21 protein-coding genes are annotated in these 20576 nt (G+C 59.1%); 11 read left to right on the forward strand and 10 right to left on the reverse strand.

The window, feature by feature from the left end:
- Positions 1-545: hydrolase (locus tag MA04_RS10725; RefSeq protein ID WP_262460396.1), on the forward strand; the 545-nt coding region annotated here is incomplete at its 5' end.
- 113 nt (positions 546-658) lie between these two features.
- On the opposite strand, the gene MA04_RS10730 is transcribed toward MA04_RS10725, so the two are convergent.
- The 5 genes from MA04_RS10730 to MA04_RS10750 all read right to left on the reverse strand — a co-directional run bounded on the left by MA04_RS10730 (position 659) and on the right by MA04_RS10750 (position 4176).
- On the reverse strand, positions 659-916 hold the full coding sequence (locus MA04_RS10730; RefSeq protein ID WP_163122483.1) for a hypothetical protein: 258 nt from the start codon (positions 914-916) through the stop codon (positions 659-661).
- Between the two features lie 262 nt (positions 917-1178).
- The gene (locus MA04_RS10735) at positions 1179-1682 is read right to left on the reverse strand and encodes a hypothetical protein (protein ID WP_163122486.1); all 504 of its coding nucleotides are present in this window, start codon (positions 1680-1682) and stop codon (positions 1179-1181) included.
- A 132-nt stretch (positions 1683-1814) separates the two neighbouring features.
- Positions 1815-2402 carry a TetR/AcrR family transcriptional regulator gene (locus MA04_RS10740; RefSeq protein WP_163122489.1) on the reverse strand — a complete coding sequence of 196 codons (588 nt, stop codon included), beginning with the start codon at positions 2400-2402 and terminating at the stop codon, positions 1815-1817.
- 165 nt (positions 2403-2567) lie between these two features.
- The gene (locus tag MA04_RS10745) at positions 2568-3821 is read right to left on the reverse strand and encodes a type II toxin-antitoxin system HipA family toxin (protein ID WP_163122492.1); all 1254 of its coding nucleotides are present in this window, start codon (positions 3819-3821) and stop codon (positions 2568-2570) included.
- Positions 3811-4176 carry a helix-turn-helix transcriptional regulator gene (locus MA04_RS10750; RefSeq protein ID WP_163122497.1) on the reverse strand — a complete coding sequence of 122 codons (366 nt, stop codon included), beginning with the start codon at positions 4174-4176 and terminating at the stop codon, positions 3811-3813. Before MA04_RS10750 ends, MA04_RS10745 begins: the two co-directional genes overlap by 11 nt.
- A gap of 345 nt (positions 4177-4521) precedes the next feature.
- Here MA04_RS10750 and MA04_RS10755 point away from each other — a divergent pair, with 345 nt between their 5' ends.
- Both MA04_RS10755 and MA04_RS10760 read left to right on the forward strand, forming a co-directional pair.
- Positions 4522-4914 (forward strand): VOC family protein, encoded by a 393-nt coding sequence (locus tag MA04_RS10755; RefSeq protein WP_163122500.1) that lies wholly within the window; start codon positions 4522-4524, stop codon positions 4912-4914.
- 186 nt (positions 4915-5100) lie between these two features.
- A complete protein-coding gene (locus MA04_RS10760) occupies positions 5101-5631 on the forward strand; it encodes a hypothetical protein (RefSeq protein ID WP_163122503.1) in 531 nt (176 codons plus the stop codon).
- Here MA04_RS10760 and MA04_RS10765 read toward each other — a convergent pair.
- Positions 5628-6557, reverse strand: coding sequence for an AraC family transcriptional regulator (locus tag MA04_RS10765; RefSeq protein WP_205475344.1), 930 nt, complete (start codon positions 6555-6557; stop codon positions 5628-5630). The two genes, MA04_RS10760 and MA04_RS10765, sit on opposite strands and share 4 nt — an antisense overlap.
- 93 nt (positions 6558-6650) lie before the next feature.
- Between MA04_RS10765 and MA04_RS10770 the strand changes: the two genes are divergently transcribed.
- The gene (locus tag MA04_RS10770; protein ID WP_163122506.1) at positions 6651-7484 is read left to right on the forward strand and encodes an oxidoreductase; all 834 of its coding nucleotides are present in this window, start codon (positions 6651-6653) and stop codon (positions 7482-7484) included.
- A 46-nt stretch (positions 7485-7530) separates the two neighbouring features.
- Here the strand turns inward: MA04_RS10770 and MA04_RS10775 are convergent, their stop codons facing one another.
- On the reverse strand, positions 7531-8181 hold the full coding sequence (locus tag MA04_RS10775) for an NAD(P)H-binding protein (protein ID WP_163122510.1): 651 nt from the start codon (positions 8179-8181) through the stop codon (positions 7531-7533).
- A gap of 296 nt (positions 8182-8477) precedes the next feature.
- Here MA04_RS10775 and MA04_RS10780 point away from each other — a divergent pair, with 296 nt between their 5' ends.
- The 5 genes from MA04_RS10780 (at position 8478) to MA04_RS10800 (ending at position 13446) form a co-directional block, all read left to right on the forward strand.
- Complete coding sequence (locus MA04_RS10780) at positions 8478-9305, forward strand: hypothetical protein (protein WP_262460401.1); 828 nt, start codon at positions 8478-8480, stop codon at positions 9303-9305.
- A gap of 28 nt (positions 9306-9333) precedes the next feature.
- Positions 9334-10092, forward strand: coding sequence for a type I methionyl aminopeptidase (map, locus tag MA04_RS10785; protein WP_163122516.1), 759 nt, complete (start codon positions 9334-9336; stop codon positions 10090-10092).
- Between the two features lie 55 nt (positions 10093-10147).
- On the forward strand, positions 10148-10882 hold the full coding sequence (locus MA04_RS10790; RefSeq protein WP_163122519.1) for a DUF7003 family protein: 735 nt from the start codon (positions 10148-10150) through the stop codon (positions 10880-10882).
- 97 nt (positions 10883-10979) lie between these two features.
- Positions 10980-11531, forward strand: a complete 552-nt coding sequence (locus tag MA04_RS10795) for a YdeI/OmpD-associated family protein (protein WP_163122522.1) — start codon at positions 10980-10982, stop codon at positions 11529-11531.
- A gap of 88 nt (positions 11532-11619) precedes the next feature.
- Positions 11620-13446, forward strand: coding sequence for a hypothetical protein (locus tag MA04_RS10800; RefSeq protein WP_262460404.1), 1827 nt, complete (start codon positions 11620-11622; stop codon positions 13444-13446).
- Between the two features lie 51 nt (positions 13447-13497).
- Here the strand turns inward: MA04_RS10800 and MA04_RS10805 are convergent, their stop codons facing one another.
- Positions 13498-13941: a winged helix-turn-helix transcriptional regulator gene (locus MA04_RS10805; protein ID WP_163122528.1), complete on the reverse strand. Its 444-nt coding sequence runs from the start codon at positions 13939-13941 to the stop codon at positions 13498-13500.
- A gap of 99 nt (positions 13942-14040) precedes the next feature.
- On the opposite strand from MA04_RS10805, the gene MA04_RS10810 reads away from it, so the two are divergent.
- On the forward strand, positions 14041-15264 hold the full coding sequence (locus MA04_RS10810; RefSeq protein WP_262460406.1) for an MFS transporter: 1224 nt from the start codon (positions 14041-14043) through the stop codon (positions 15262-15264).
- A gap of 120 nt (positions 15265-15384) precedes the next feature.
- On the opposite strand, the gene MA04_RS10815 is transcribed toward MA04_RS10810, so the two are convergent.
- Positions 15385-17415: a carboxylesterase/lipase family protein gene (locus MA04_RS10815; protein ID WP_262460408.1), complete on the reverse strand. Its 2031-nt coding sequence runs from the start codon at positions 17413-17415 to the stop codon at positions 15385-15387.
- Positions 17416-17451: 36 nt separating this feature from the next.
- Entirely contained in the window at positions 17452-19452 is a 2001-nt protein-coding gene (locus MA04_RS10820; protein ID WP_262460409.1) for a carboxylesterase/lipase family protein, read from the reverse strand.
- 286 nt (positions 19453-19738) lie between these two features.
- On the opposite strand from MA04_RS10820, the gene MA04_RS10825 reads away from it, so the two are divergent.
- A complete protein-coding gene (locus tag MA04_RS10825; RefSeq protein WP_163122540.1) occupies positions 19739-20557 on the forward strand; it encodes a helix-turn-helix domain-containing protein in 819 nt (272 codons plus the stop codon).
- Positions 20558-20576 lie beyond the last annotated feature (19 nt).

The following is a 20576-nucleotide window of genomic DNA, read 5'->3' on the forward strand; positions in this document are numbered from 1 at the left end:
CGATTCAGGTGTCGTCGATCCGCTCCATGCCCCGCGACGAATTGGTCTTCAACATCACCAGCGTCGCCAAGGCGGCGGTCAACTACGGCCTGCCGATCGTTCACTCCACCGTCAACGTCGCGACCGGCCGCAACAAACCGCCGATCCAGGAACTGCACGACGTGCTCGGCCATCTGCCGACCTACGATCGCACCTCCATCAACAGTTGGGAGGATGTCGAGTTCAAGGAAGCGGTCAAATCCATCGGGCGCAAGAAGCTGATCGTGACCGCGCTCTGGACCGAGGCGTGCTTGACCTTTCCGGCACTGGACGCCCTCCAGGAAGGCTATGAGGTTTACGTGCCCGTCGATGCGGTGGGCGGTACTTCGCTGGCCGCTCACGAGGCCGCGCTGCGGCGAATGGAGCAGGCCGGTGTGAAGCTCATCAGTCGCGTGCAGATGTACTGCGAACTCCAGCGCGACTGGGCACGTGAATCCACTGTCCCGGGGTTCATGGGTGTTTTCGACAACTTTGACGGTTTCAATGTCGAAAAGGCCGCCGAGTAAGCCGTCAGCGAGATATGGGGTCGGGTCTTGACCTTTGCCTTCAAGGTTGCTCCTCCTCGGATATAAGGAATCGGCATCAGGCAAAAGGCAGGACCTGACCCTGGCGCACGTTGCTATTCGTAGCGCTTTCTTTGCGAAGCCAGTTCCGCTCGGGCAGAAAGAACGAGGCGTAGCAGCCAACCTGCCGGGGATTCGACGAGCGTGGTGGAAGGGTGTGCTGTTTTGTGTGAGCTCAGTTTGATCAAAAGTGTCTGCTGGTTTAACCAGGCTTCGACGCCTTCGAGCGCCTCGTCATCGTTTAGCATACTTTCCAGATCGGAGGGCGGGGAGGGCCGCTTATCCGTCCGACGGTTCTTGTCATCGGCGTTCATTGCTTTTTCCTGAAGTGTCTATCCATGGTGATGCCCCGAGAAAATCATGGACCGCGTGGCTCCCCCTGTTGGTCCAGATGAACAATCATGAGATAGGAAGGGACTACGGCGACATCGCCCGGTAAATCGATAAGAGGCAGGCCGGTGACGTGAGCCAGCCCGCCACGGATCCCTTCATCGTGTTCGGCCCTCTGTATGAACGCCGCAGTCTCTCCCGTAGCCGCCTCGAGCATGAGTCTCCCGGGTCGAACAAAGTGCCGTCCTAATCGAGTTGTGCGCGCTTATGTTGCGAACGAATCCACCAGAACTGTAAGACAGAGCCCAGCACAAAGATGCCGAGCCATGCCGCGAGTGCGCTGCGTACGATGGGGGATTCAGGGCCGTCCGCAAGAGGGTGAGCAACGGGTAGCCGTGTGAGTGTCTCATTGATCCCGGGAACCAGCAGCAGGAAGAAACTGAATGTGAACGCGAATTGGGACAGGTACGGCCGCGTGCGCCCTAAAACGGATAGGCGTGCAGTAAGTAACGCGCCGGCTATCGCAAGCAATGCCAGGATGCCCAGAGCATGACCGACATTGAAACCGCCGGTGCTGGACAGTCCGAATGAGGTGAATACTGACACCACCATCGCCGTCATATAAATCTTGCCGGACGGCATGGCGCTATCGATTTTCCGGTGGCGGGCGTAGCTATAGAATCCCGCGGCGCAGGTAAGCAGACTGATGATTGTATGACTGGTGCCCAAGGCAGAGATGGGATGAGGCATAAAAATGACTCCTGGTGAAAGGGTGGCTCGGCCGTTGTGGCGCCGAGGATGCTAGATGGCAATCAACTAGTTGGTCGATATGGTGGTAAAAAATAGGGCCTCATGCGGCGCTCTTGACTCTCATAAGGGTAATCAGGCCGATACGGCAAGCCGGCTAATGGCCGTGTGCGTAATGACTTGAAATGATTCAACATCATTCAAAGCCCGGGCGGTCAGCATTGCGCCGTGCACCATGGACATAAAGGTCTGTGCCTCGACCGACGCCTTCTCATTTAAATGGAACTGCCCCGTGGCCTCGCCACTTTCCAGGACCGTCGCGATCCAGGCGGTCAGGTCCCGGAAATAGCCGCGGACTTCATCCGCGATGTTCGGCGGAATCATCGGTAATTCGGCGGCCAACATGGCGCAAATACACATCGATGATGTGCCCTCGCGTATGCATTCCGCCCAATAGTCGGTGTAGGCCGTCAGCCGTGCCAGGGGATCATCGAAGTGTTGATCGAGAGCGGCCAGGCCATCCCGGGTCTGCTCGCGGTGCCGCGCAACGACAGCCAGGACCAGATCCGCCTTGCTGGGAAAATGATGATGGATGCTGGGCTTGCCGATATGGACTCGTTTGGACACATCGGCATAGCTGAAACCGTGATAGCCACCGGCGGCAAGCAGTAGTTTGGTATGGTCCGCGATTTCGGTTGCCCGGGGGGAAAGCTCGGTGCTCATGGGATATTGGTCCGGTTCTATCAAAGTCCAGGTAAAGCAACGCCGTACGCGCCGCAATGCCAGCTGTTGCATTCATCAGAAAGTGTCAATCTACTAGTTGGTCGGCTGCATGTCAAAGATATTCTGCTTGATTTTTCCTCTGCCTGATTCTGGGTGGTTAGTCGTTTAATCGAAAATGGAAGGTGACAGCAGCGTGGCTTTTGTAAGGTATTCGATGTCGCCGGCGGCCATTCCCGCCGCGGAAAACGCTTTTTTCCAATGGGACTCCACGGTTTGCCGCATGGCGCCGACGCACTCGCTGGCCTCGTCGTCAGCGAAGCCAAAGCGTTCGGCTTCGCTGAGTGCGTTGCTTAGCCGGGCCGCGCGGCCCTGGTCGCCGACGGCCATGGCCAGGTCCGCTGAGTAGCCCAGCCGGGGCTGGGGGCAGATGTCGTAGCCGGGTGTCAGGTTGAGGGCGGTGCCGTCCCAGAAGCAGGCATGATTGCGAGCGTGATCGTCGGTGTTGCCGATCAGGATATTGAAGACCATGCGTTGGAAGAGTTCACGGCCGTCGCGTTCGAAGTTCCGGGCGTATTTGCGCAGCAGGTCGGCCAGCTCCAGGTAGCTGGCGTGGCCGGTGCGCACCGCGTATTCGTCCAGATCCAGCAGTGTCATAGCGCTGAGCATATGGCGGCGGGTCACCGTGCCGTCGGTGGTGGTTTGCCGGTCGAAGCGGCGAACCAGCAGAATGTCCTTGCCGGCGACCTTAAGCACGTCAACGTCGGCCACGTTCAAACCGGCCCGGGCAGCCAGTTTCATCGCACCGGCTTCCGCTGCAATCATGTTGACGGTGTCGCTGCTGGAACTGAACTTGGCCACCCAAAAGTCGCTATCCTGCTGGAACAGCACCTTGGGTCGGGCGCCGCCAATGCTGGTGCCGTGGTTGAGGGCGGCGTCCAGTTTCTCGTCCAGCTCTTCGCCGCGCTCCATCTTCTCCGCCGCCTTGAGAGCGTCTTCCAGCGGGCTTGCGTGTCTGGGGAGCGGTGAATAGATATGGGGGGATTCCGATGTATCCAGGGCGCCGATCCGGTCGGAGCCGGCGCCGAGCAGATAGTCGATCTCGCCCGGCTCACTTTTCCGGCGACCGTCCGCCGGGTCGATGGTCTTCGCGATCTCTCTCTGAATGATACGCCGACCCCAGGCGTCCGGAGCCGCATCGCGCAGGGCACCACTCAGTTCGTTATCGAGCGTATAGGGATCACCGGTCAGTTCGCCCAGGGGGCGGCCGGGAATGGAAAGCGGGATGGCGTCCGGCCGGGCGAGATAGCTCTTGCCGTAACGGAACACGTATTCGACACCATCCCAGGCCACCACGCCGCACACCACCGGTTCGGCCAGGCCTGGGAGGAAGACCCAGATATACGCCTTGTCAGAAATCATTATCGATCTCCTCGGGGCGAATCCGTCGCTTGCTGGTGGCGCGGCGGAACCGGGGCAGGCTTTCGCCGACACGGAAGTGTCCCTTTGCCGCCGAACCGTCCGGTTCGGGCAGCGTTGCCAACAAGGGCAGATCGAGCAGCCAGAGTGCGGCCACCACCAGGCCGATGCCTACGTTGGGGTCACCTTTTTCCATGGCGCTGACGTGACGCCGGTCGACATCTCCCAGGCGCTGGCCGAGATCGGTCTGGGACCAGCCTCTTTCCTTGCGCGCCGCGGCAATCAACGCGCCGGTTTCGCACAGGGCGTCGCGGATTTGGGCTTTCCGGTGGATGGGGGAGTTGACAGTTCTCGGCATTGGGCGCTAAGCCGTACAAAAAGAAGTTACATGTACGTTATGGCGTGCATTGCGATGAGTCAAGCATCAGCTTTATAAAATGTACCTATAAACGAACATTGAGAGATTGTATGTGCTTTTTAGAGTACAAAAGGTCCAGATGTTAGAGTGCTCTTTGTGGGCCTCGGGAAAAAGGAATGCCTTATTTTGCATCCAGGTATCCTTACGCTGATTCATTCCGTTCCGCTAATCTTTGTCCTGTTAAAAGAACCCGTGGGCTGAGTGAGCTTGCAGGCTCAATCGTCGGTATAGTCTCTAACAAACGAAAAAGTCGGCATGCCGCCGACACCAGAGGAGAGAGCAACCATGTTCAACCACATCATGATCGGTTCCAACGACATCGAGCGTTCCAAGAGCTTCTACGACGCGGTGCTTGGCGTGCTTGGGGTACGCGAGCCGTTTCGCAACGTGGCGCCTTCCGGCCACGTCCGGCTGTTCTACATCCACGACGGCAACACTTTTGCCGTGAGTGAGCCGATCAACGATGAAGGAGCGACTTGTGCGAACGGTGGCACCATTGGCTTCAAGTGCGACTCGCCTGAGCAAGTAAAGGAATTCTATGACGTGGCGGTGGCTCAGGGCGGCAAGCCGATCGAGGATCCGCCGGGCCTGCGTGAGGGCAGTATGGGTGCCATGCACCTGGCCTATGTACGCGATCCTGACGGCAACAAGCTCTGCGCGATTCATCGGGTGAAATAGCGGGCCCGACTGGAATTCCACGGTCGAGGAACCGGTCTTACTGGTACGGGTTCCTTGGCCGGCTGTTTGGGGGAATGGTCTGAGTCACAGGTGTTATAAAAAGGCATGGATTAAGTCGTTCGAGGGGGACTTCAGATAGGGCGCTGGCTGTTATCAGTCTGCCTGAATTAAAAAGGGGGGAAGACCATGGGGGAGTTCATCAAGGTTTTGGCGGAAGGCTTTCTGAAAGAGGATGTACCGCTCGTTATCATTATGGTCGTGGTTCTTGCTGTGCTGAATGCGTATAAGTTGTATCCCCTCCTTGTCGAGCGCAAAAGACATCGTTTGAAAGGCGTGGAAGTCGCATTGCAGTCGGAATACGTGCAGGGCATGGAAAGGGAGTGCCTGAAGGAACAGGCCGCCACGGAGCATTTTTATACCGCCACCGGGATCATGATGGAAAAGGCGCCGCGGGAAGCGTTGCTGAAAATCTATGAGGGTAGTGGCGGGCGTCTGCCGTTTGTGCACTTCAAGCGTGCTGTATTTCATGTCAGATACGAGAAGGGCGTGTTTGAGATAAAGCTTGGCCTGGTGGATTGGCTGATGATGTGGGCCGGGCTTTTTTCATGCCGCTCGGCCTATTCGGCGAATCGCATCCGGAAAGAGATGGACCGTCAGACTAAAGCTGAGTCCATGCCCGATAAGCCTGCTGGAGAGGCGGCATCCGCGAACGTCTAGTGCGAAGAAATATACTCCGACCCCACAGGCGCGGGCGGCAGTGAGAAGCTGTCGCGCATACGCCGGGCTTCCTGTGCCGGCGGCAGGCCGAACAGGCGCTTGAACTCCCGGTTGAACTGCGAAGGGCTTTCGTAGCCCACGGCGTGGCTGGCGGCGGTGGCGGTCATGCCCTGACGTACTATCAGTAGCCGCGCCTGGTGCAGCCGGGTGGACTTCACGTATTGCATGGGCGCCATACCGGTGATGGCTTTGAAATGGCTGTGGAAGGTCGGCACACTCATGCCCGCTTCGCGGGCCAGTTGGGTGAGGCTGAGTGGTTGCGCGCAGGTGGAGTGGATGCGGCGCAGGGCCTGGCTGATTTTGCCGAACTGACCTTGCATCGTTAGCGCTGAGCGCATGGCGTTTCCCTGCGGGCCGGTGAGCACCCGGAAGTACAATTCCCGGACCAGAGCCGGGCCAAGAATCGCGGCCTCCAGAGGGTGGCTCAGTGCTTCCAGAAAACGCCGCAACGACGAGATCAGCGCGGGATTCATGGGGCTGGACATCATACTTTGCGGTGTAGCGTCCGGGGTGGGCGCGCCCTGACGTTGGATCTGGAGCATCACCTCCGCCGCTGCCTGAAAATTCAGATGCATGTAGACCGCCAGCAAGGGCCGCTCCGGCGAGCCGTCGCTTTCCATGGTGAACGGCACCGGCACGGCGACCGCCAGATAGTGCTGCTCGTCATAGCGATAGACCCGGTCCTGAAAATACCCCCGCTTGCTGCCCTGGCAGACGATCACGATCCCCGGATCGTAGAGGACCGGGGTACGGGCCAGCGGCCGGTCGGAGCGCAGAATGCGCACGTCCGGCAGCGCCGTCAGATTGTAGCCTTCTTGCGGGGCGAGTGATCTGACCAGGTCGATCAGGACTTGTTGATGATTCATAAGAATAGGCAATAGAAGTAAAAAAAAGGACCGTTTCCGCAGCGAGTGAAAATAATAACATGCACTTTCTCATCGTTGCCGGAGGTTATCCATATGTCATCGTCAAAAACTCTGTTGATCACGGGCGTGAGCAGCGGCTTTGGCCGGGCGCTGGCGCAAGAGGCGCTGGCCGCGGGTCACCGGGTGGTTGGTACGGTGCGTCACACCGAGGCAAAGGAAGCCTTCGAAACACTTAGTCCTAACCATGCTTTCGCTCGGCTTCTCGACGTAACGGATGCCAATGCGATGGAGGGCCTGATCGCGGAGGTGGAACAGAATGTCGGGCCGGTGGATGTGCTGGTCAACAATGCCGGTTACGGCCAGGAAGGCATCCTGGAGGAATCGCCGCTGGACGCGATGCGCTTGCAGTTCGATGTCAATGTATTCGGCGCGGTGGCGATGATCAAAGCAGTGTTGCCGTACATGCGCCGGCGCCGCCGTGGGCACATTCTCAACATCACCTCCATGGGGGGCTTCATCACCATGCCGGGCATCGCCTACTACTGCGGCAGCAAGTTCGCCCTGGAGGGGATTTCCGAAGTGCTCGGCAAGGAAGTGGCGCCCTTTGGCATCGCCGTGACGGCGGTGGCGCCGGGCTCCTTCCGCACCGACTGGGCTGGCCGATCCATGGTTCGCACACCCCGGGCCATCGCGGATTACGATGCCTTGTTCGACCCGATCCGCAAAGCGCGTGAAGAAAAGAGCGGTAATCAATTGGGCGATCCGGCGAAAGCGGCGCGCGCCATACTGACGGTGATCGACAGCGACGCACCGCCGGCGCACTTGCTATTGGGTAGCGACGCGCTCGCGCTGGTACGCGACAAGCTGGAGACACTCGCTGCCGAAATCGACAGTTGGGAGGCGTTAACGTGTTCCACGGACGGTTGAGATGCCGGCTTGGCAATCCCGGGAATCCAACACCCTGGCCGTAAGATCAGTGGCGCACGGCCCGCACCGCCTCCTTGATCGGCACTGAACCGGTGTTGAGTTCCAGAATTTGCCGGCCGATACCCGGCTCATGCAACAGCTCGGCGAGGGTGGCGGCCACGTCGTCGCGGGTAATCTCGCCATGGAACTCGGCTGGTCCCAGCGAGACGGTGCCGACGCCGTCGCCATCCAGCAGCAGCGATGGGCGCAGGATCAGCCAGTTCAGGTCGCTACGGGTGACGGCGATGTCCGCTTGTTTTTTCACGGCGAAGTAGTGTTCAACGTCTTCGCCCAGGTCTCGTTCCCGCCAGGATTCCGGCAGCACTGACACCAGCGCGAAGCGCTCAACGCCGGCAAGGCGCGCCGCCCGCAGGGCCTTGTTGACGCCGTCGCCGTCGATGGCATCGGTGATCGCCTTGTAGCCGCCGTTGGAGCCGGCGCTGAAAACGATCACCTCGCTGCCGCTGACCAGCGTTGCGAGTTCGTCCGCGTTCAGGGTGGCGAGATCGCCCACTTGTGTATCGATGCCCTGTGTTGCCAACTGAGCCAGTTGAGCGGTTCGGCGAACCAGTCCGCGAACCGCATCGCCCCGGTCGCTCAGTTTCCTGGCAAGCAAACCACCCACTGCACCAGTGACGCCGATGATAAAGACGTTCATTTCGAGCACTCCACGGTATCGATCACTGACATACGCTCCGTATGCTGGGATACGATATAGCATACGTGACGTATGTCAACGATTTACCAGAACGTCGCTCGGCGTCAGGTTTTGCCTTAGACCTGACAGCACCCACTCATAATGCCTGCTATCCTGAGGAATATTATCGATGATGCGGCGTCTTTTCCGGCCGGCTATTTCGGCTAACCTGGGGCGCAGGCGGTTGCTCGTCACGCCGTGCCAATGCAGACAGCCTTGGATTTTTGCCAGGGGCCATAGGAACAGAGAGGACCTGTATGTCTTTTTTCAAACATAGGGCCAGGATTGCTCCCCTTTGGGCAGTCCTGGTTCTCTCCTTATCTTCGTGCGTGGAAAAGGCTGATAAGGGGCCGACTCTCAAGACCGTAACGGAAACGGCATACAATGTTGAGCGAAGCGATACGGTGGAGTCCGACCCCGCTCTCAGGGAACATATTAAAACGATTTCTCATTACGGCGGCAGTGGGAATATCACGAAGCTTGAATACTGGCTAAAGGATAGACTTTTTGAGACCAGAACGTTCAAGAGAGATGATCGTGGGCACCTTTTGGAGATTGTTGTCACGGCGGTGAATGGCGAAGTGAAGAAGCGGTTTGTCCACGATCTTGATGAAGATGGACGTACGGTGGAAGTCAGAAGCTATCGGGGGGCTGACCGCCTTTCCGCGATTCATTCCCGGGAATATGACTCAAAGGGGAATATGGTTTCCGAGGTCTACAAATCGCCCGAAGACGTTGTTTTATCGAAAAGGCTGTTTGAGTATGACAATAAAAACAATGTCGTAAAGGAAACCGAGCTGCGTGAGGACCGATCGGTCAAGGTGGTGATGGATTTAGAATACGACGAGTCTGGCCGCTTGATTGAATCCACAAGCACATCAGAGGATTGGGGAAATATCCCCTACACGCTTGAATACACTCAGTATGGCGATGTGGCGTCCAGAAGTTGGACGGACAAAAACGCCGGGACGCAGCGTGCTGTCTATGAGTATGACTACGACGAGTTCGGGCACTGGACAAAAAGGGAAAAGTACGACAATGGTGTTTTGATCTACGTTCAGAAAAGGGACATGGAATATTATTGAAGGACATAAACGGACAAGAGGTGAATACATGACCGTGGAAGGCCAGAACGATATCGATGGGGTGCTGAACACCGGGCGGGTCGTCGCCAGAGTGCGCGATGCCATGCTCGATGCGGTTGAGCCGGGCATGACGACGGCGGAACTGGACAAGCTGGGAGAGCAGTTGCTGGAACAGTACGGCGCCAGGTCGGCACCGAGGGTGACTTATAATTTTCCCGGTGCCACTTGTATCAGCGTCAATGAGGAGGCCGCGCATGGCATACCGGGGCAGAGGGTGATTCAGGCCGGGGACGTCGTGAACGTCGACGTGTCCGCTGAACTGGATGGCTATTTCGCGGATACCGGCGGCACGACGGTTGTTCCGCCGGGGTCGGCGCTCAAGACACGCCTGTGTCACGCCACTCGGCTGGCTTTGAAGCGTGCTTTGGGTGAAGCCCGGGCGGGCTCTCCCATCAATCGTATCGGCAAGGCGATTCAACATACCGCCAAGTCGCATCGTTTCAAGGTGATCAAGAATCTGGCCGGCCATGGTATCGGGCGGACACTGCACGAGGAACCGGAGGACATCGTGGGCTATTACGATCGCCGCGATACCCGCCGATTGCAGCTTGGTCAGGTCATCGCCATCGAGCCGTTTCTGTCCACCCGCAGCACACTGGTGACAGAAGCGGAGGACGGATGGACTCTGGTGGGTCATCCAGACAATCTTTCCGCGCAGTACGAGCACACGCTTATCATCACCAAGGGCGCTCCGATTATTGCCACGCTGTCCGAAAAGGGGGGCTGAAGGTGGCACGCCGGCCGATTTGAGAGTCGGCATGGGCGAGTCGACGGGAGCAGGGATGAGCTGGAGCAAGAAGGCGATATTGGGCGTTCTGGATCAATGTGCCGAGGACTTCACGTTCCCGGTACTGGACAACGGCTATGTCTATCTGGCCGCGACCAGGCTGTCCGTGTACCACTCGGATACTGATTGGGCGCTGGTGATCGAGGTGTTCGGGTTTTCTCCCAGAGCGGGACTGCCCGATGTGCAAATCTACACCTTCTCAAGCAAGCTGCACGACAGGGATCCGCCTTCGAATTATGTGTCGCAAGACGCCTATGAAAACTATCTGAATAACAACCCACACAATGAATCCCGGTTTGTTTTTCCGATCGAGAACTCCGCCTGGCAGGACCAGGAAGATCTTGAACGTCTCAGTGACAATGCCGTTTGTGTATTGCGTGGTATCGAAGTGCCGCTTCCCGAGCCTGCGGCCTATGCGGACGCGGGCATTGAACTGGAAGATGAGGCGCCTTTGACGTTTGAATTCTGCCGCTATCTGGCCAAAGAACACAGGAACCGGGTTCTTTGTACGGAACGCGAGCGCCGGGTCAGTGTGTTGCCCAATATGACGTTGTTGTTGCAACTGGAGGACTGGTGTCACCCGGATGTGGTGGCCGGTGAGCTGCCCAGTGCCTCGCCAACTTTCCAGCAACTGGCCGAGGTCCTTGAGACTGGCAGCACAGCGTCCTTCAGCAATGACGCGGTTGCCAATACCCATTGGCGGAACTGGCCGGAGGGCGGCACGCTATAGGGCGGCGCGGTTGACAGCGGGCCCCGCCTTGGCAAACTTGGCATTCACTGAGTCTCACCGCCACCTCGCTACTCCCGGAAAACGGCAGGAATGGAATATGACCGGAGAAGACACGAAATCCTGTTTTGACGCACGTTTGCTTCGCCCCAAAAAGCAGGGCGACGGTGAATCCTGGGCTTTCGTGGTGTTGCCTGGGGAAGTCAGTGCAATGCTGCCCAGACGGGGCCGCACCTCCGTGGATGGCACACTGAACGGCCACGCGTTCCGGGTCTTGCTGGAACCGGACGGCCGCAAGAGCCATTGGCTTCGCATCGATCAGTCCCTGATGGAGACGTCTGGTACCACCTTCGGCGATGTCGCTCGCTTCGAAATCAGACCGGTGGCGCGGGAGCCGGAACCGGATGTCCCCGCGGATCTGCAGGACGCTTTGCAGGCTGCCCCGGAGGCCCGGGCGATCTGGGAAGCCACTACCACTCTGGCCCGCGTCGACTGGATTCATTGGATCACCACCGCCAAACAGGCCAAGACCCGTGCCAAGCGGGTTGATGACGCTTGCGACATGTTGGCCTCGGGCAAAAAACGGGTCTGTTGCTTTGATCCTTCGGGGTTTTACAGCAAGGCGATCCGGGCGCCCGAGACGGCGGATTGAGTCGCGGCGTTCTATTGCCACCGGTACTGAATGCGCTCTCAGGTGATACTGGCGCTAATATGGATGTTTGCCATTTCCGAGGTTTTCCATGCGCAGAATAACGTTGTTGTTTTTATGGCTGCCGTTCCTCGCGGTGCTGTCGGCGGGATGTTCGGAGAAATCGCTCGAAGAACAAAGGCAGGAGCTGGAGGAAAAGAAGGCGGAGTATCAGTCACGGATTACAGCCCTTTCCGATAAGGACACCAAGGAAGCGCTGGCGCAACTGGCCGATATCATGTTTTGGATACGGGAAGGGGATCTGGAGCGCCAGGTACCGCCTGAGGAGGTCCAATACCACACCTCGCCCTACTCAATCCTGGAAGATTATCAAAATACAAAGGACATGGCCGAGCAATTGGCCGCTGGTGTGCTGCTGACCAATGATGTGCGCTACCGTCCCCAGGAGGCGAAGCTCACATTGCCGTTCGCGTATCCCTTTGATCTTGAGGTCAACTGGAAGCAGGTGGTGCTGGCGGACGGCACCGAGTTGCCGGTGGTGGAGCAGGACCCGTTCACCGATCAAAGCGATCTGATTCCGGCGGCGTTGTGGAGCGCCTCTTATCAGCGGTTCACTACCCAGGTGCGGAAACACGTGAATCTGCCCATTGGCCAGGTGCCGCCACCGCCGCCGCCGATAGCACGGGCGCGCGGGGAGATGACCCTGACCGTACCGGAAACGCTGCCTGAAGCGCGCTTCTCCGCCTCAGACGTGGGCGACCATCGCGAGGTGTCGGAATGGCGCATCACCTTGGAAGAAGTGGAAGGGCACCGGGTTCGGCTGCTATTCAAGGTGCCGGAAGAGGTGACGATTGACGATGCACAGGGCCTGCTTGATCAGGTCGAAGTGGAGGCCAGTGACAGCACCGGCCGCTTCTTGTCGCGCAGCAATACGGGCAAAGGGCCGGTCGGTCACACTGATCAGATCATCGACATGCTGGAGCAACTGATTGACGCGGCGGAATCCGGCGAACTGAAGGACAAGGAGGCCATGGAGCAGCGCATGCAGGCGCAGCAGAAGGCCACGTTGGATGACGCCGATCGGCAACTGTATGTGGAGGTGGCATTCCGGGGCACGGTGGAACAGGTACGGGTGTTTTTGCCGGGCTTTGCCGGTGAGGAAACTCTGTCAGTGCCACTGGATCTGACGCCGGTACAGTTCAGCGTGCCGAACAATCAGGCTGAACCGCAATCCTTTGGCGTTCGGGCCAGAGTGTATGATCACACCGCCAGTGACTGGGAACTGGACCAGCCGCTGGAGGCGGATCCCTCGTCGCTGGACGAACTCATCAAGGTCGAATTCAAGAAGGGGGTGAACCCGGGGGTATCAGATCCGATCGCCGACAAACTGTACTTTCATTTTCCGGAGCAAATGAGTAACCGTCTGGTCTCCGACTTTGATCGCTTCGATCATGTGGAGGAACTGGTTTTCCTGGATAAAGATGGCGAACCGGTGTACCGGTTCGACCCGGAGGATCGGGAGGGCCCGGTGAGGTTCACCGTCAACCGGATCGAGTATCACCCGGATCGCTTCGAGCGGCCTCCGGTGCGCGCCCGTGGAAAACTGGACGTTCTGCTGTTGCCGGACATCGACGTACGCTGGGTTCCTGTCAGTGATTTACCTGACGGCTATGAAATGCACGGGAAGCAAGTGCTCTTTGGTCCGGCGGTGGCGGATAATCATATCCCCGCTTTGGTGCTTGCCCGGGACGCACAAGGCCGCTATCTGAAAAAGATCGCCGAGCTGCGCCATGCGTCCGACGAGGTTTGGCCCCGGCACGCTTACCATTTCTACGACGAGCCGGCGGGTTTTCTGTTTATCGAAAAAGGCCCGGGCTCTCACGCCAGCTACTCGTTCGATATTCCCCTTCAGGATTGAATCCTGCCAGGCGAGGGGGAGGCGATGTCTTCTCCTTGCCCGTTCTTCCCTTTACGTCAGCTTCTTCACTTCCGACTGATCCGGCGACAGAGCATGGCCGTCCTCATCCCGAGGGGTCATGAAGGGCACCGGCTTGCCGGTGTTCTTGTCGATCAGTAACGAATGGCGTTCGCCGCGGGCGAACAGGTGATGTTCACCCCATTGCCGCAACGCGACGACGATGGGAAACAGGCTTTCTCCCTTGGCGGTCAGCACATACTCCTGATAGGCGGTGCCGTCGGAAGCCGGCCGGGTGTCCAGCACGCCCGCATCCACCAGGCGGCGCAGGCGGTCGGTGAGAATATTGCGGGCCATGCCGAGATTACGCTGGAAGTCCCGGAAGCGACATACGCCGTCGAAGGCATCCCGCAGGATCAGCAGGCACCAGCGATCGCCGATCACATCGACGGCGCGGGCCACCGGGCAGGTGCTGTCAGAACTGGGGCGGCGGGGCATGGTGTCTCCGGTGATATCAGATAATGGACATTGTGGTTGCATTTTAAAACTGGAATGCATAGCATCCAACCAGTTTCTATTTACAACTGGTTGGATGCTATGACGACGTCCCCCGTTTCCTGTTCATCAACGGCGCGTGCTGTATTACCGCGTGCTCTGGTTCTGTTGTTCGCCGCCGCCAGCGGCTTGAGTGTGGCCAATGTCTATTACGCACAACCGTTACTGGATGCGCTGGCGCTGGATTTCGGTATCAGTCATGCGGCCGTGGGTGGCGTGGTTACCGCTACCCAGGTGGGATGCGCCCTGGCTCTGTTACTACTGGTACCGTTGGGGGATCGGCTGGATCGTCGCCGGTTGATGGCGGGGCAGTTGCTGGCGCTGGTGGCAGCGTTGATCGCGGTGGCCCTGGCGCGCTCAACGCCGGTGTTGTTGGCGGGCATGCTTGCCGTGGGTTTACTGGGTACCGCCATGACCCAGGGGCTGATCGCCTACGCCGCTAGTGCCGCGGCGCCCCATGAACAGGGCCGGGTGGTGGGCGCGGCCCAGGGCGGTGTGTTCGTGGGGTTGTTACTGGCCCGGGTTTTTGCCGGCGGTGTCAGCGATGTGGCCGGTTGGCGCGGCGTCTATTTCTGCTCGGCGGCAATGATGTTGGCACTGGCCTGGCCTTTGTGGCGAAGGTTGCCGGTTCTGATGGTGGCTTCGGATAGCATGAGTTACCCGCGTTTGTTGCTCTCCATGCTCGCGCTTCTGAAAACGGAGCGGGTGTTGCAAGTGCGCGGTGTATTGGCGTTGCTGATGTTCGCCGCTTTCAATATTTTCTGGAGCGCACTGGTGCTGCCGTTGAGCGCACCGCCCTATGAGTTCTCGCATACCCTGATCGGTGCCTTCGGGCTGGTGGGGGCGGCCGGAGCTCTGGCCGCCGCCCGGGCCGGCTACTGGGCCGACCGGGGTTACGGTCAATACACCAGTGCGGCCGCTTTGGTATTACTGCTGTTATCGTGGATTCCGCTGTCGTTGATGGCATGGTCACTGTGGGCGCTGTTGATTGGCATCGTGTTGCTGGATCTCGGTGGCCAGGCTCTGCACGTTACCAACCAGAGCATGATCTTCCGCACGCACCCGGAAGCGCACAGTCGCCTGGTGGGTCTTTATATGCTGTTCTACTCGGTGGGCAGCGGTCTTGGTGCCATCAGTACCACAGTGACTTACGCGCATTCCGGCTGGGTGGGCGTCTGTGCCCTGGGCGCGGCGGTGAGTTTGCTGGCGTTGCTGTTCTGGGCGCTGACCCGAAAGCTGAAGCCCGGGGTGGGGTTTCGGGCTTGAGAGGAATGAAATCCGTGGCTTGAAAACAGGAGGTCAAGCCTGGCCTTCTCTTTGAGCCGAAGGCAAGCCCTGACCTCACTTTGCGCCAACTTTTGATTGGCTCTCAGTTGCTGTTTAGGATTACTCCAACCCCATGGCCTCCGCAACACCGGCTTCCACGGAGGCTTCGGTATCCTGCCTGATTTCCAGGAAGCTGTCGTTGTCCCCGGTGTAGGCGGGCCACTGCAGATGGGCGGGGCTGGGGTCGCCGGTTTTGGCGAAGTTGGTCCACATGGTCATCATCAGTTCCGCCACGGTGTCATCGTCCTGGCCGTACGTCATGGAAGCGAAGACATCCGCTACGTCACCGTCCGTGCCGTTGATACCGTTTCCGTTCAGATCGCCGATTTCCGGCTTCTCGCCGTCCGCCGTGGTGACCAGTCCGAGTTGGTAGTTCTGCACCAGACCGGCCGGATGGTTGAACAGATAGGGCAGCTCGCACCCGTGGCAACTCATGATGTCTCTGCTCAGCCAGCCTGGTGGGACCCGGGTGAATTTATAGATGTATTGGTCGGACTGATAATGCGAGGAACGCTGGCTCAGCCATACAGGCAGAGCGGCGCGCAAATGAGGGTAGTCACCGGCGGTGACACCGGCCATCAGCGGTACGTCGCTGGGCATGCCGTCGATAACGTTTTGATAATAAGTCTTGGGCTGATAGTAGTAATCCACATTGGGCCGGTAGGTTTGGCGTGGGATACCGTGTTGTGCATCGGCATCGGTGAAGGCGGTCCAGGGCAGCTGCCGGGCTTGCTCCAGGGTATCCACGCCGACCCGGTCGAACAGGGCCGTACCCACGAGTTCGGATTCAGCCAGTGAATCCCCCGGCGCGCCACCGGTTTCCAGAGGCGCGAAGCCGCTCATCACGATGGCCTTGTGAAACAAACCTGCGGCCTGGGGGGAATTCATCAATGAATAGGTTTTTCCGCCGCCGCCGGATTGACCAAATAGCGTGACGTTGCCGGCGTCTCCGCCAAAGGCGGCGATATTGTCCCGCACCCACTCCAGGGCCATCACCAGGTCCATCTGCCCGTAGTTGCCGGAACCTCCGTAGCCGCTTTCTTCGCTGAGTTCGGGGTGGGCGATATAGCCGAAGGGCCCCAGACGATGGTTGACCGTTACCAGTACTACTCCCTTGCTGGTGAGGCTGTCCGGGTTGTTGTACTGCTTGGAGTTGGCGGAAAGAATGGCGAAGGCGCCGCCGTGAAACCAGACCATTACCGGCAGGTTGTCGGCGTTTTTCGGAGCGGAGATGTTGAGGTACAAAGAATCCTCGCTCATGCCGCCTTCATTGACGCTTTCCAGAGCCGTGGCCTGAGCGGACTGATCGGCCCAGTCCACGGCGTCGCGGATGCCTTCCCAGGGTTCGGGCTTCACCGGCGGTCGCCAGCGAAGTTCACCGAGGGGCGGTTCAGCATAAGGGATGCCAAGAAATTGCCAGGTGTTTTCGTTCGCTTCGAAGCCACGCAGCTCGCCACCGGTGGTGCCGACGACGATCCGCGCGCTGGTGGAGCGGGCGAAATGCTCCATCGCTTCGCTAAGGTAGCGGACGCGGCGTGGGCGTGGGTCGGTATCCGAGAAGGCGTCATTGTTTTCCAGGTCGGTGAGGAGCGATAGCAGATCAGCCCGGAACTGGTCGGTCGATTGGTTGAAATCAATGGCATCCGCGTTATCGGAAACATGCGAGCGAATGATGTCGGTGATTTGAATGCCGTTGTTCAGATCGCCATCCTGGTCCAGGGACTGCAGCAGAATGAGTTTGTTGCTCACGCGTTCGTCTTCGGTGGAGGTGGCATCCTTCGTGATGTTTAGTGGGGTGAGCTCTTGCGCCCCCTCCGCGCTTCCCAGTGCCAGCTCGCCAATGGAGAAAGTGATCTCTTCTCCGGTTTGATAGTGGAACTGACCGGCCTGATCGGTGATACCGGCCACGGTTTCGGTTCCGACGTAGTCGATCCCGGCGACCGGGCTGTCGATGAAGGTGCCCGTCCGGGTATCAGGGCCCGAGGGCCCGCCACCGTGACTGTCGCTATCGCCGCCGCAGGCGGCGAGGATCAGGGGTGCCACGGCGATGAGATGCATCAGCCGTGAGCTTTGTCTCTGTTCTTTTTTCATGGTGCTCTCCTTGATTCCAGTCACCGTTATTTGCCGTTAGTCGCTCAGCACGTCGCCGAGCCCGGTCTTCGCTTCGGTGCTGGCACCTATTTCCACATAGCTTTCACTGGCCGCGTCATAGAGCGGATAGTCGACGTCGCCCTCGATGCTCGGGTCGCCGGTTTTGGCGAAGTTGGTCCAGATGGTGAGCATGCGGTCGATCACTGCCTGGTCGGTCTGGTCGAAGCCGGCGGAGACAAGGATATCGGCGGGGTCGCCTTGTGATCCGGACACACCGTTGCCGTTGAGATCGCCGATCACCAACGAATCGCCGGTCGCCGGATCGATCACCAGGCCCAGCAGGTAGTGGGTGATGACGCTCTCCGGCATGTTGAACACATAGGCCAGTTCGGCGGCGTGGTACGCCTCCACGCCCCGGGCTTTCCAACCGGAAGGCTGGTGAGTGAAGTAGGTGGCGTAATGATTGGCCGAACACAGCGGCGTCATCCAGGGAAAGACTTCAATGGCAGTATTGGTGGGGTCCGGGGTGTCGTTGGCATTGATGCTGAACATAAACGGCACGTCATTCTGGTTGCCGGATTCGAAGGCGACGCGCTCGGCGTAGGGTAGATAGTGGTTGTCAATGTTGGTGTAGGGCGTCAGCGTTGCCGCGGCCGCCGCCACTTCCTGCCAGCTCTTCTCGCGCATTTCAGCCAGGGACGAAGCGCCCAGCTCGGTTTGCAGCTGACCACCGACGGCCTCGGCGGCCGCCAGGCTGCGAGTATCCGGATAGAGTGTGCCGCTCTGGCTGATCGCCCGATGGAACAGGCCGGCGGCGCGAGGTGAGGCCATCAACGAGAGGACTTTGCGGCCACCACCGGATTCACCGAATATAGTGACGTTACCGGGATCTCCGCCGAACGCTTCGATGTTGTCCCGTACCCACTCCAGGGCCGCGATCAGGTCCATTTGTCCATAGTTGCCTGAGCCGTTGTAACCGCTCTCCGCACTCAATTCGGAGTGCGCGATATAGCCGAACGGCCCCAGCCGGTGGTTGACCGAGACCTGTACCACGCCTTTGCTCGCCACCGCTCCGGGATTGTTGAATGGTTTGGTGTTACTGGTCAGCGCGGTGAACCCTCCGCCATGAAACCAGACCATCACCGGCAGGCCATCGGCGTTCTTCGGTGCCGTCACATTGAGATAAAGCGAGTCTTCACTCATGCCGCCTTCACCAAACCGTTCCAGGGCGGCGTTCTGCGCGGCCTGATCACTCCAGGCCACGGCGTGACGAATGCCGGACCACGGCTCGGGTTCCACCGGCGGGCGCCAGCGCAGTTCGCCCAGTGGTGGCTTGGCGTAGGGAATACCGAGAAACTGCCAGGTATGTTCATCGGCTTCGAAGCCACTGAGCTGACCGCTGTTGGTTTCAACCACCTGGCGGGGGGAGACGGCACGTTGGAAGTTCTCCTCGGCATCACCGGGCGTGGTCAGGCGGCGGGTTCTGGAATCGGTGTCGGAGAAGGCGCCGGCACTTTCCAGATTATCCACCACGTTTTGCAGGGCGGCGTTGAAATCAGTGGTGGGTTGATCCAGGTCCAGGCTGGCGGCGTGCGTGGAAACCTGATCCCGGATTTGTGGTGTGATCCGAATACCGTTATGGAGGCTGCCGTCGGCGTCCAGGGTTTGCAGCAGCACCAGGGTATTGATCATCATCGGGGTCTCTGCCGATGTGGCCTCGGTCGACAGATTGGCAATGGTGAGTGTTTTCGCTCCGGTGGTGCTTCCCAGGGTCAGATCGCCAAGGGTGAAGGTGAGTGTCTCATCCCCGTTGTAGTGGAATTGACCCAACTCGTCGGTGGTTTGCCATGGCGCATCACCTTGTCGGTAGCTGACACCGGATATTGGGATGGCGCCGAAGAGACCGGCAAGTTGTTCACCGTCGGAGTTCGATGACGACGAGCCACCGCATCCGGACATCAAGAGCAGTAACGAGGATAGAGAGGCGATAACGGCGGCGCAGCGCCGCTGACGCCGGCGGGGGACCTGCTTGAGCATGGTACAGTTCTCCTGACCCTTGTTGTTGTGATTCGGGCGAGCCGTCGTGGTTTGAGTGGAAATGCAATTATTTGATCTTCCTGGCGTGCTCGCCGCGTTTTGTCTTTATTCAACTGACAAACATCAGGATGGATTAAAGCAGGTCGTCAAGAATTGAACGGTTTTGCCCTGTTACCGCAAAAACGTACAAGTCTCCAGGATCGAGCTTTCGGCTATGATGGGAGCGAGCGGGGCAGGGGCTGGCCGTGGGAGACCCGGCGGCTGTGCCACGCGGAGGAGAGATTCCATGGCGGTGAAACACTCGGAACGGGACAGTTCGGGATTCGGTACCCTGTCCCACGAGGTGAAGGATAACGTCTACATGATCGGTCGGTCCGGCTTTATCTATACCGCGCCGTGGATCGATACTCGTGACACCCGGCCGCCGTCGGCGGCGGTTCTTCTTTCCGTTGGTGAGGGCCGGTTTACCGTGTCCGCCGGCGGACAGGAATGGCGTGGCCGGGCCATCCTGGTGCCTCCATTCGTCCCTCGCAGTTTGCTGGCGGCCAATGTGCCCTTGGTCTGTTGCCATGTGATGCCGACTTCTCCCCATTATGATGCCCTCAATGGGTTGGCCAAGGGGCGGATATTGCTGCTGGATCGGGGGCAGTTCGGCAATCTGCAACAGGAGCTGGAAGCGCTTTTTCAAGGCAGATTGTCGGCCCGCAGGGCTGGCGAGGTTTATCAAACGGTGTTGCGGGTGCCCTTTCGGCACATGCCGGTACCGCCTCAGGTGGATCCGAGAGCAAGACGTCTTCGTGCACTCCTTGAAGCCGAGCCGGAAGTTTCACTGGCGCAACTGGCCGAGCAGCTGGGTGTATCCTATTTCTGGGCGTCCCGGGTGATCAGTGACGTATTCGGCATGTCTCTGCGTGACTACAAGGCGTGGCGAAAGTTGCAGCGGGTGTTTGATTTGCTCCATTCGGACCGAAGCATCACCGAGATCGCCCATGCCGCCGGTTTCACTGATTCGGCGCATTTGTCACGTACCTACCAACGCTGGTTCGGCCAGCCGCCCTCATACAGCCGTAACCGGCGCTATGTACGCATCTTGCGCTGCTGGTAGCCTGGTTCCGATGGCACCG

It is taken from the genome of Alloalcanivorax balearicus MACL04 (assembly GCF_025532145.1).
GTDB classification, from domain to species: domain Bacteria; phylum Pseudomonadota; class Gammaproteobacteria; order Pseudomonadales; family Alcanivoracaceae; genus Alloalcanivorax; species Alloalcanivorax balearicus.

Coding starts and splice junctions, on each gene's coding strand:
- MA04_RS10765 (WP_205475344.1), bottom strand. CDS start 6,557: ATGAATCATCAACAAGTCCTGATCGACCTGGTCAGATCACTCGCCCCG.
- MA04_RS10780 (WP_262460401.1), top strand. CDS start 8,478: ATGTCTTTTTTCAAACATAGGGCCAGGATTGCTCCCCTTTGGGCAGTC.
- MA04_RS10750 (WP_163122497.1), bottom strand. CDS start 4,176: ATGCCGAGAACTGTCAACTCCCCCATCCACCGGAAAGCCCAAATCCGC.
- MA04_RS10825 (WP_163122540.1), top strand. CDS start 19,739: ATGGCGGTGAAACACTCGGAACGGGACAGTTCGGGATTCGGTACCCTG.
- MA04_RS10770 (WP_163122506.1), top strand. CDS start 6,651: ATGTCATCGTCAAAAACTCTGTTGATCACGGGCGTGAGCAGCGGCTTT.
- MA04_RS10740 (WP_163122489.1), bottom strand. CDS start 2,402: ATGAGCACCGAGCTTTCCCCCCGGGCAACCGAAATCGCGGACCATACC.
- MA04_RS10755 (WP_163122500.1), top strand. CDS start 4,522: ATGTTCAACCACATCATGATCGGTTCCAACGACATCGAGCGTTCCAAG.
- MA04_RS10810 (WP_262460406.1), top strand. CDS start 14,041: ATGACGACGTCCCCCGTTTCCTGTTCATCAACGGCGCGTGCTGTATTA.
- map (WP_163122516.1), top strand. CDS start 9,334: ATGACCGTGGAAGGCCAGAACGATATCGATGGGGTGCTGAACACCGGG.
- MA04_RS10730 (WP_163122483.1), bottom strand. CDS start 916: ATGAACGCCGATGACAAGAACCGTCGGACGGATAAGCGGCCCTCCCCG.
- MA04_RS10805 (WP_163122528.1), bottom strand. CDS start 13,941: ATGCCCCGCCGCCCCAGTTCTGACAGCACCTGCCCGGTGGCCCGCGCC.
- MA04_RS10815 (WP_262460408.1), bottom strand. CDS start 17,415: ATGAAAAAAGAACAGAGACAAAGCTCACGGCTGATGCATCTCATCGCC.
- MA04_RS10820 (WP_262460409.1), bottom strand. CDS start 19,452: ATGCTCAAGCAGGTCCCCCGCCGGCGTCAGCGGCGCTGCGCCGCCGTT.
- MA04_RS10760 (WP_163122503.1), top strand. CDS start 5,101: ATGGGGGAGTTCATCAAGGTTTTGGCGGAAGGCTTTCTGAAAGAGGAT.
- MA04_RS10795 (WP_163122522.1), top strand. CDS start 10,980: ATGACCGGAGAAGACACGAAATCCTGTTTTGACGCACGTTTGCTTCGC.
- MA04_RS10775 (WP_163122510.1), bottom strand. CDS start 8,181: ATGAACGTCTTTATCATCGGCGTCACTGGTGCAGTGGGTGGTTTGCTT.
- MA04_RS10735 (WP_163122486.1), bottom strand. CDS start 1,682: ATGCCTCATCCCATCTCTGCCTTGGGCACCAGTCATACAATCATCAGT.
- MA04_RS10790 (WP_163122519.1), top strand. CDS start 10,148: ATGAGCTGGAGCAAGAAGGCGATATTGGGCGTTCTGGATCAATGTGCC.
- MA04_RS10800 (WP_262460404.1), top strand. CDS start 11,620: ATGCGCAGAATAACGTTGTTGTTTTTATGGCTGCCGTTCCTCGCGGTG.
- MA04_RS10745 (WP_163122492.1), bottom strand. CDS start 3,821: ATGATTTCTGACAAGGCGTATATCTGGGTCTTCCTCCCAGGCCTGGCC.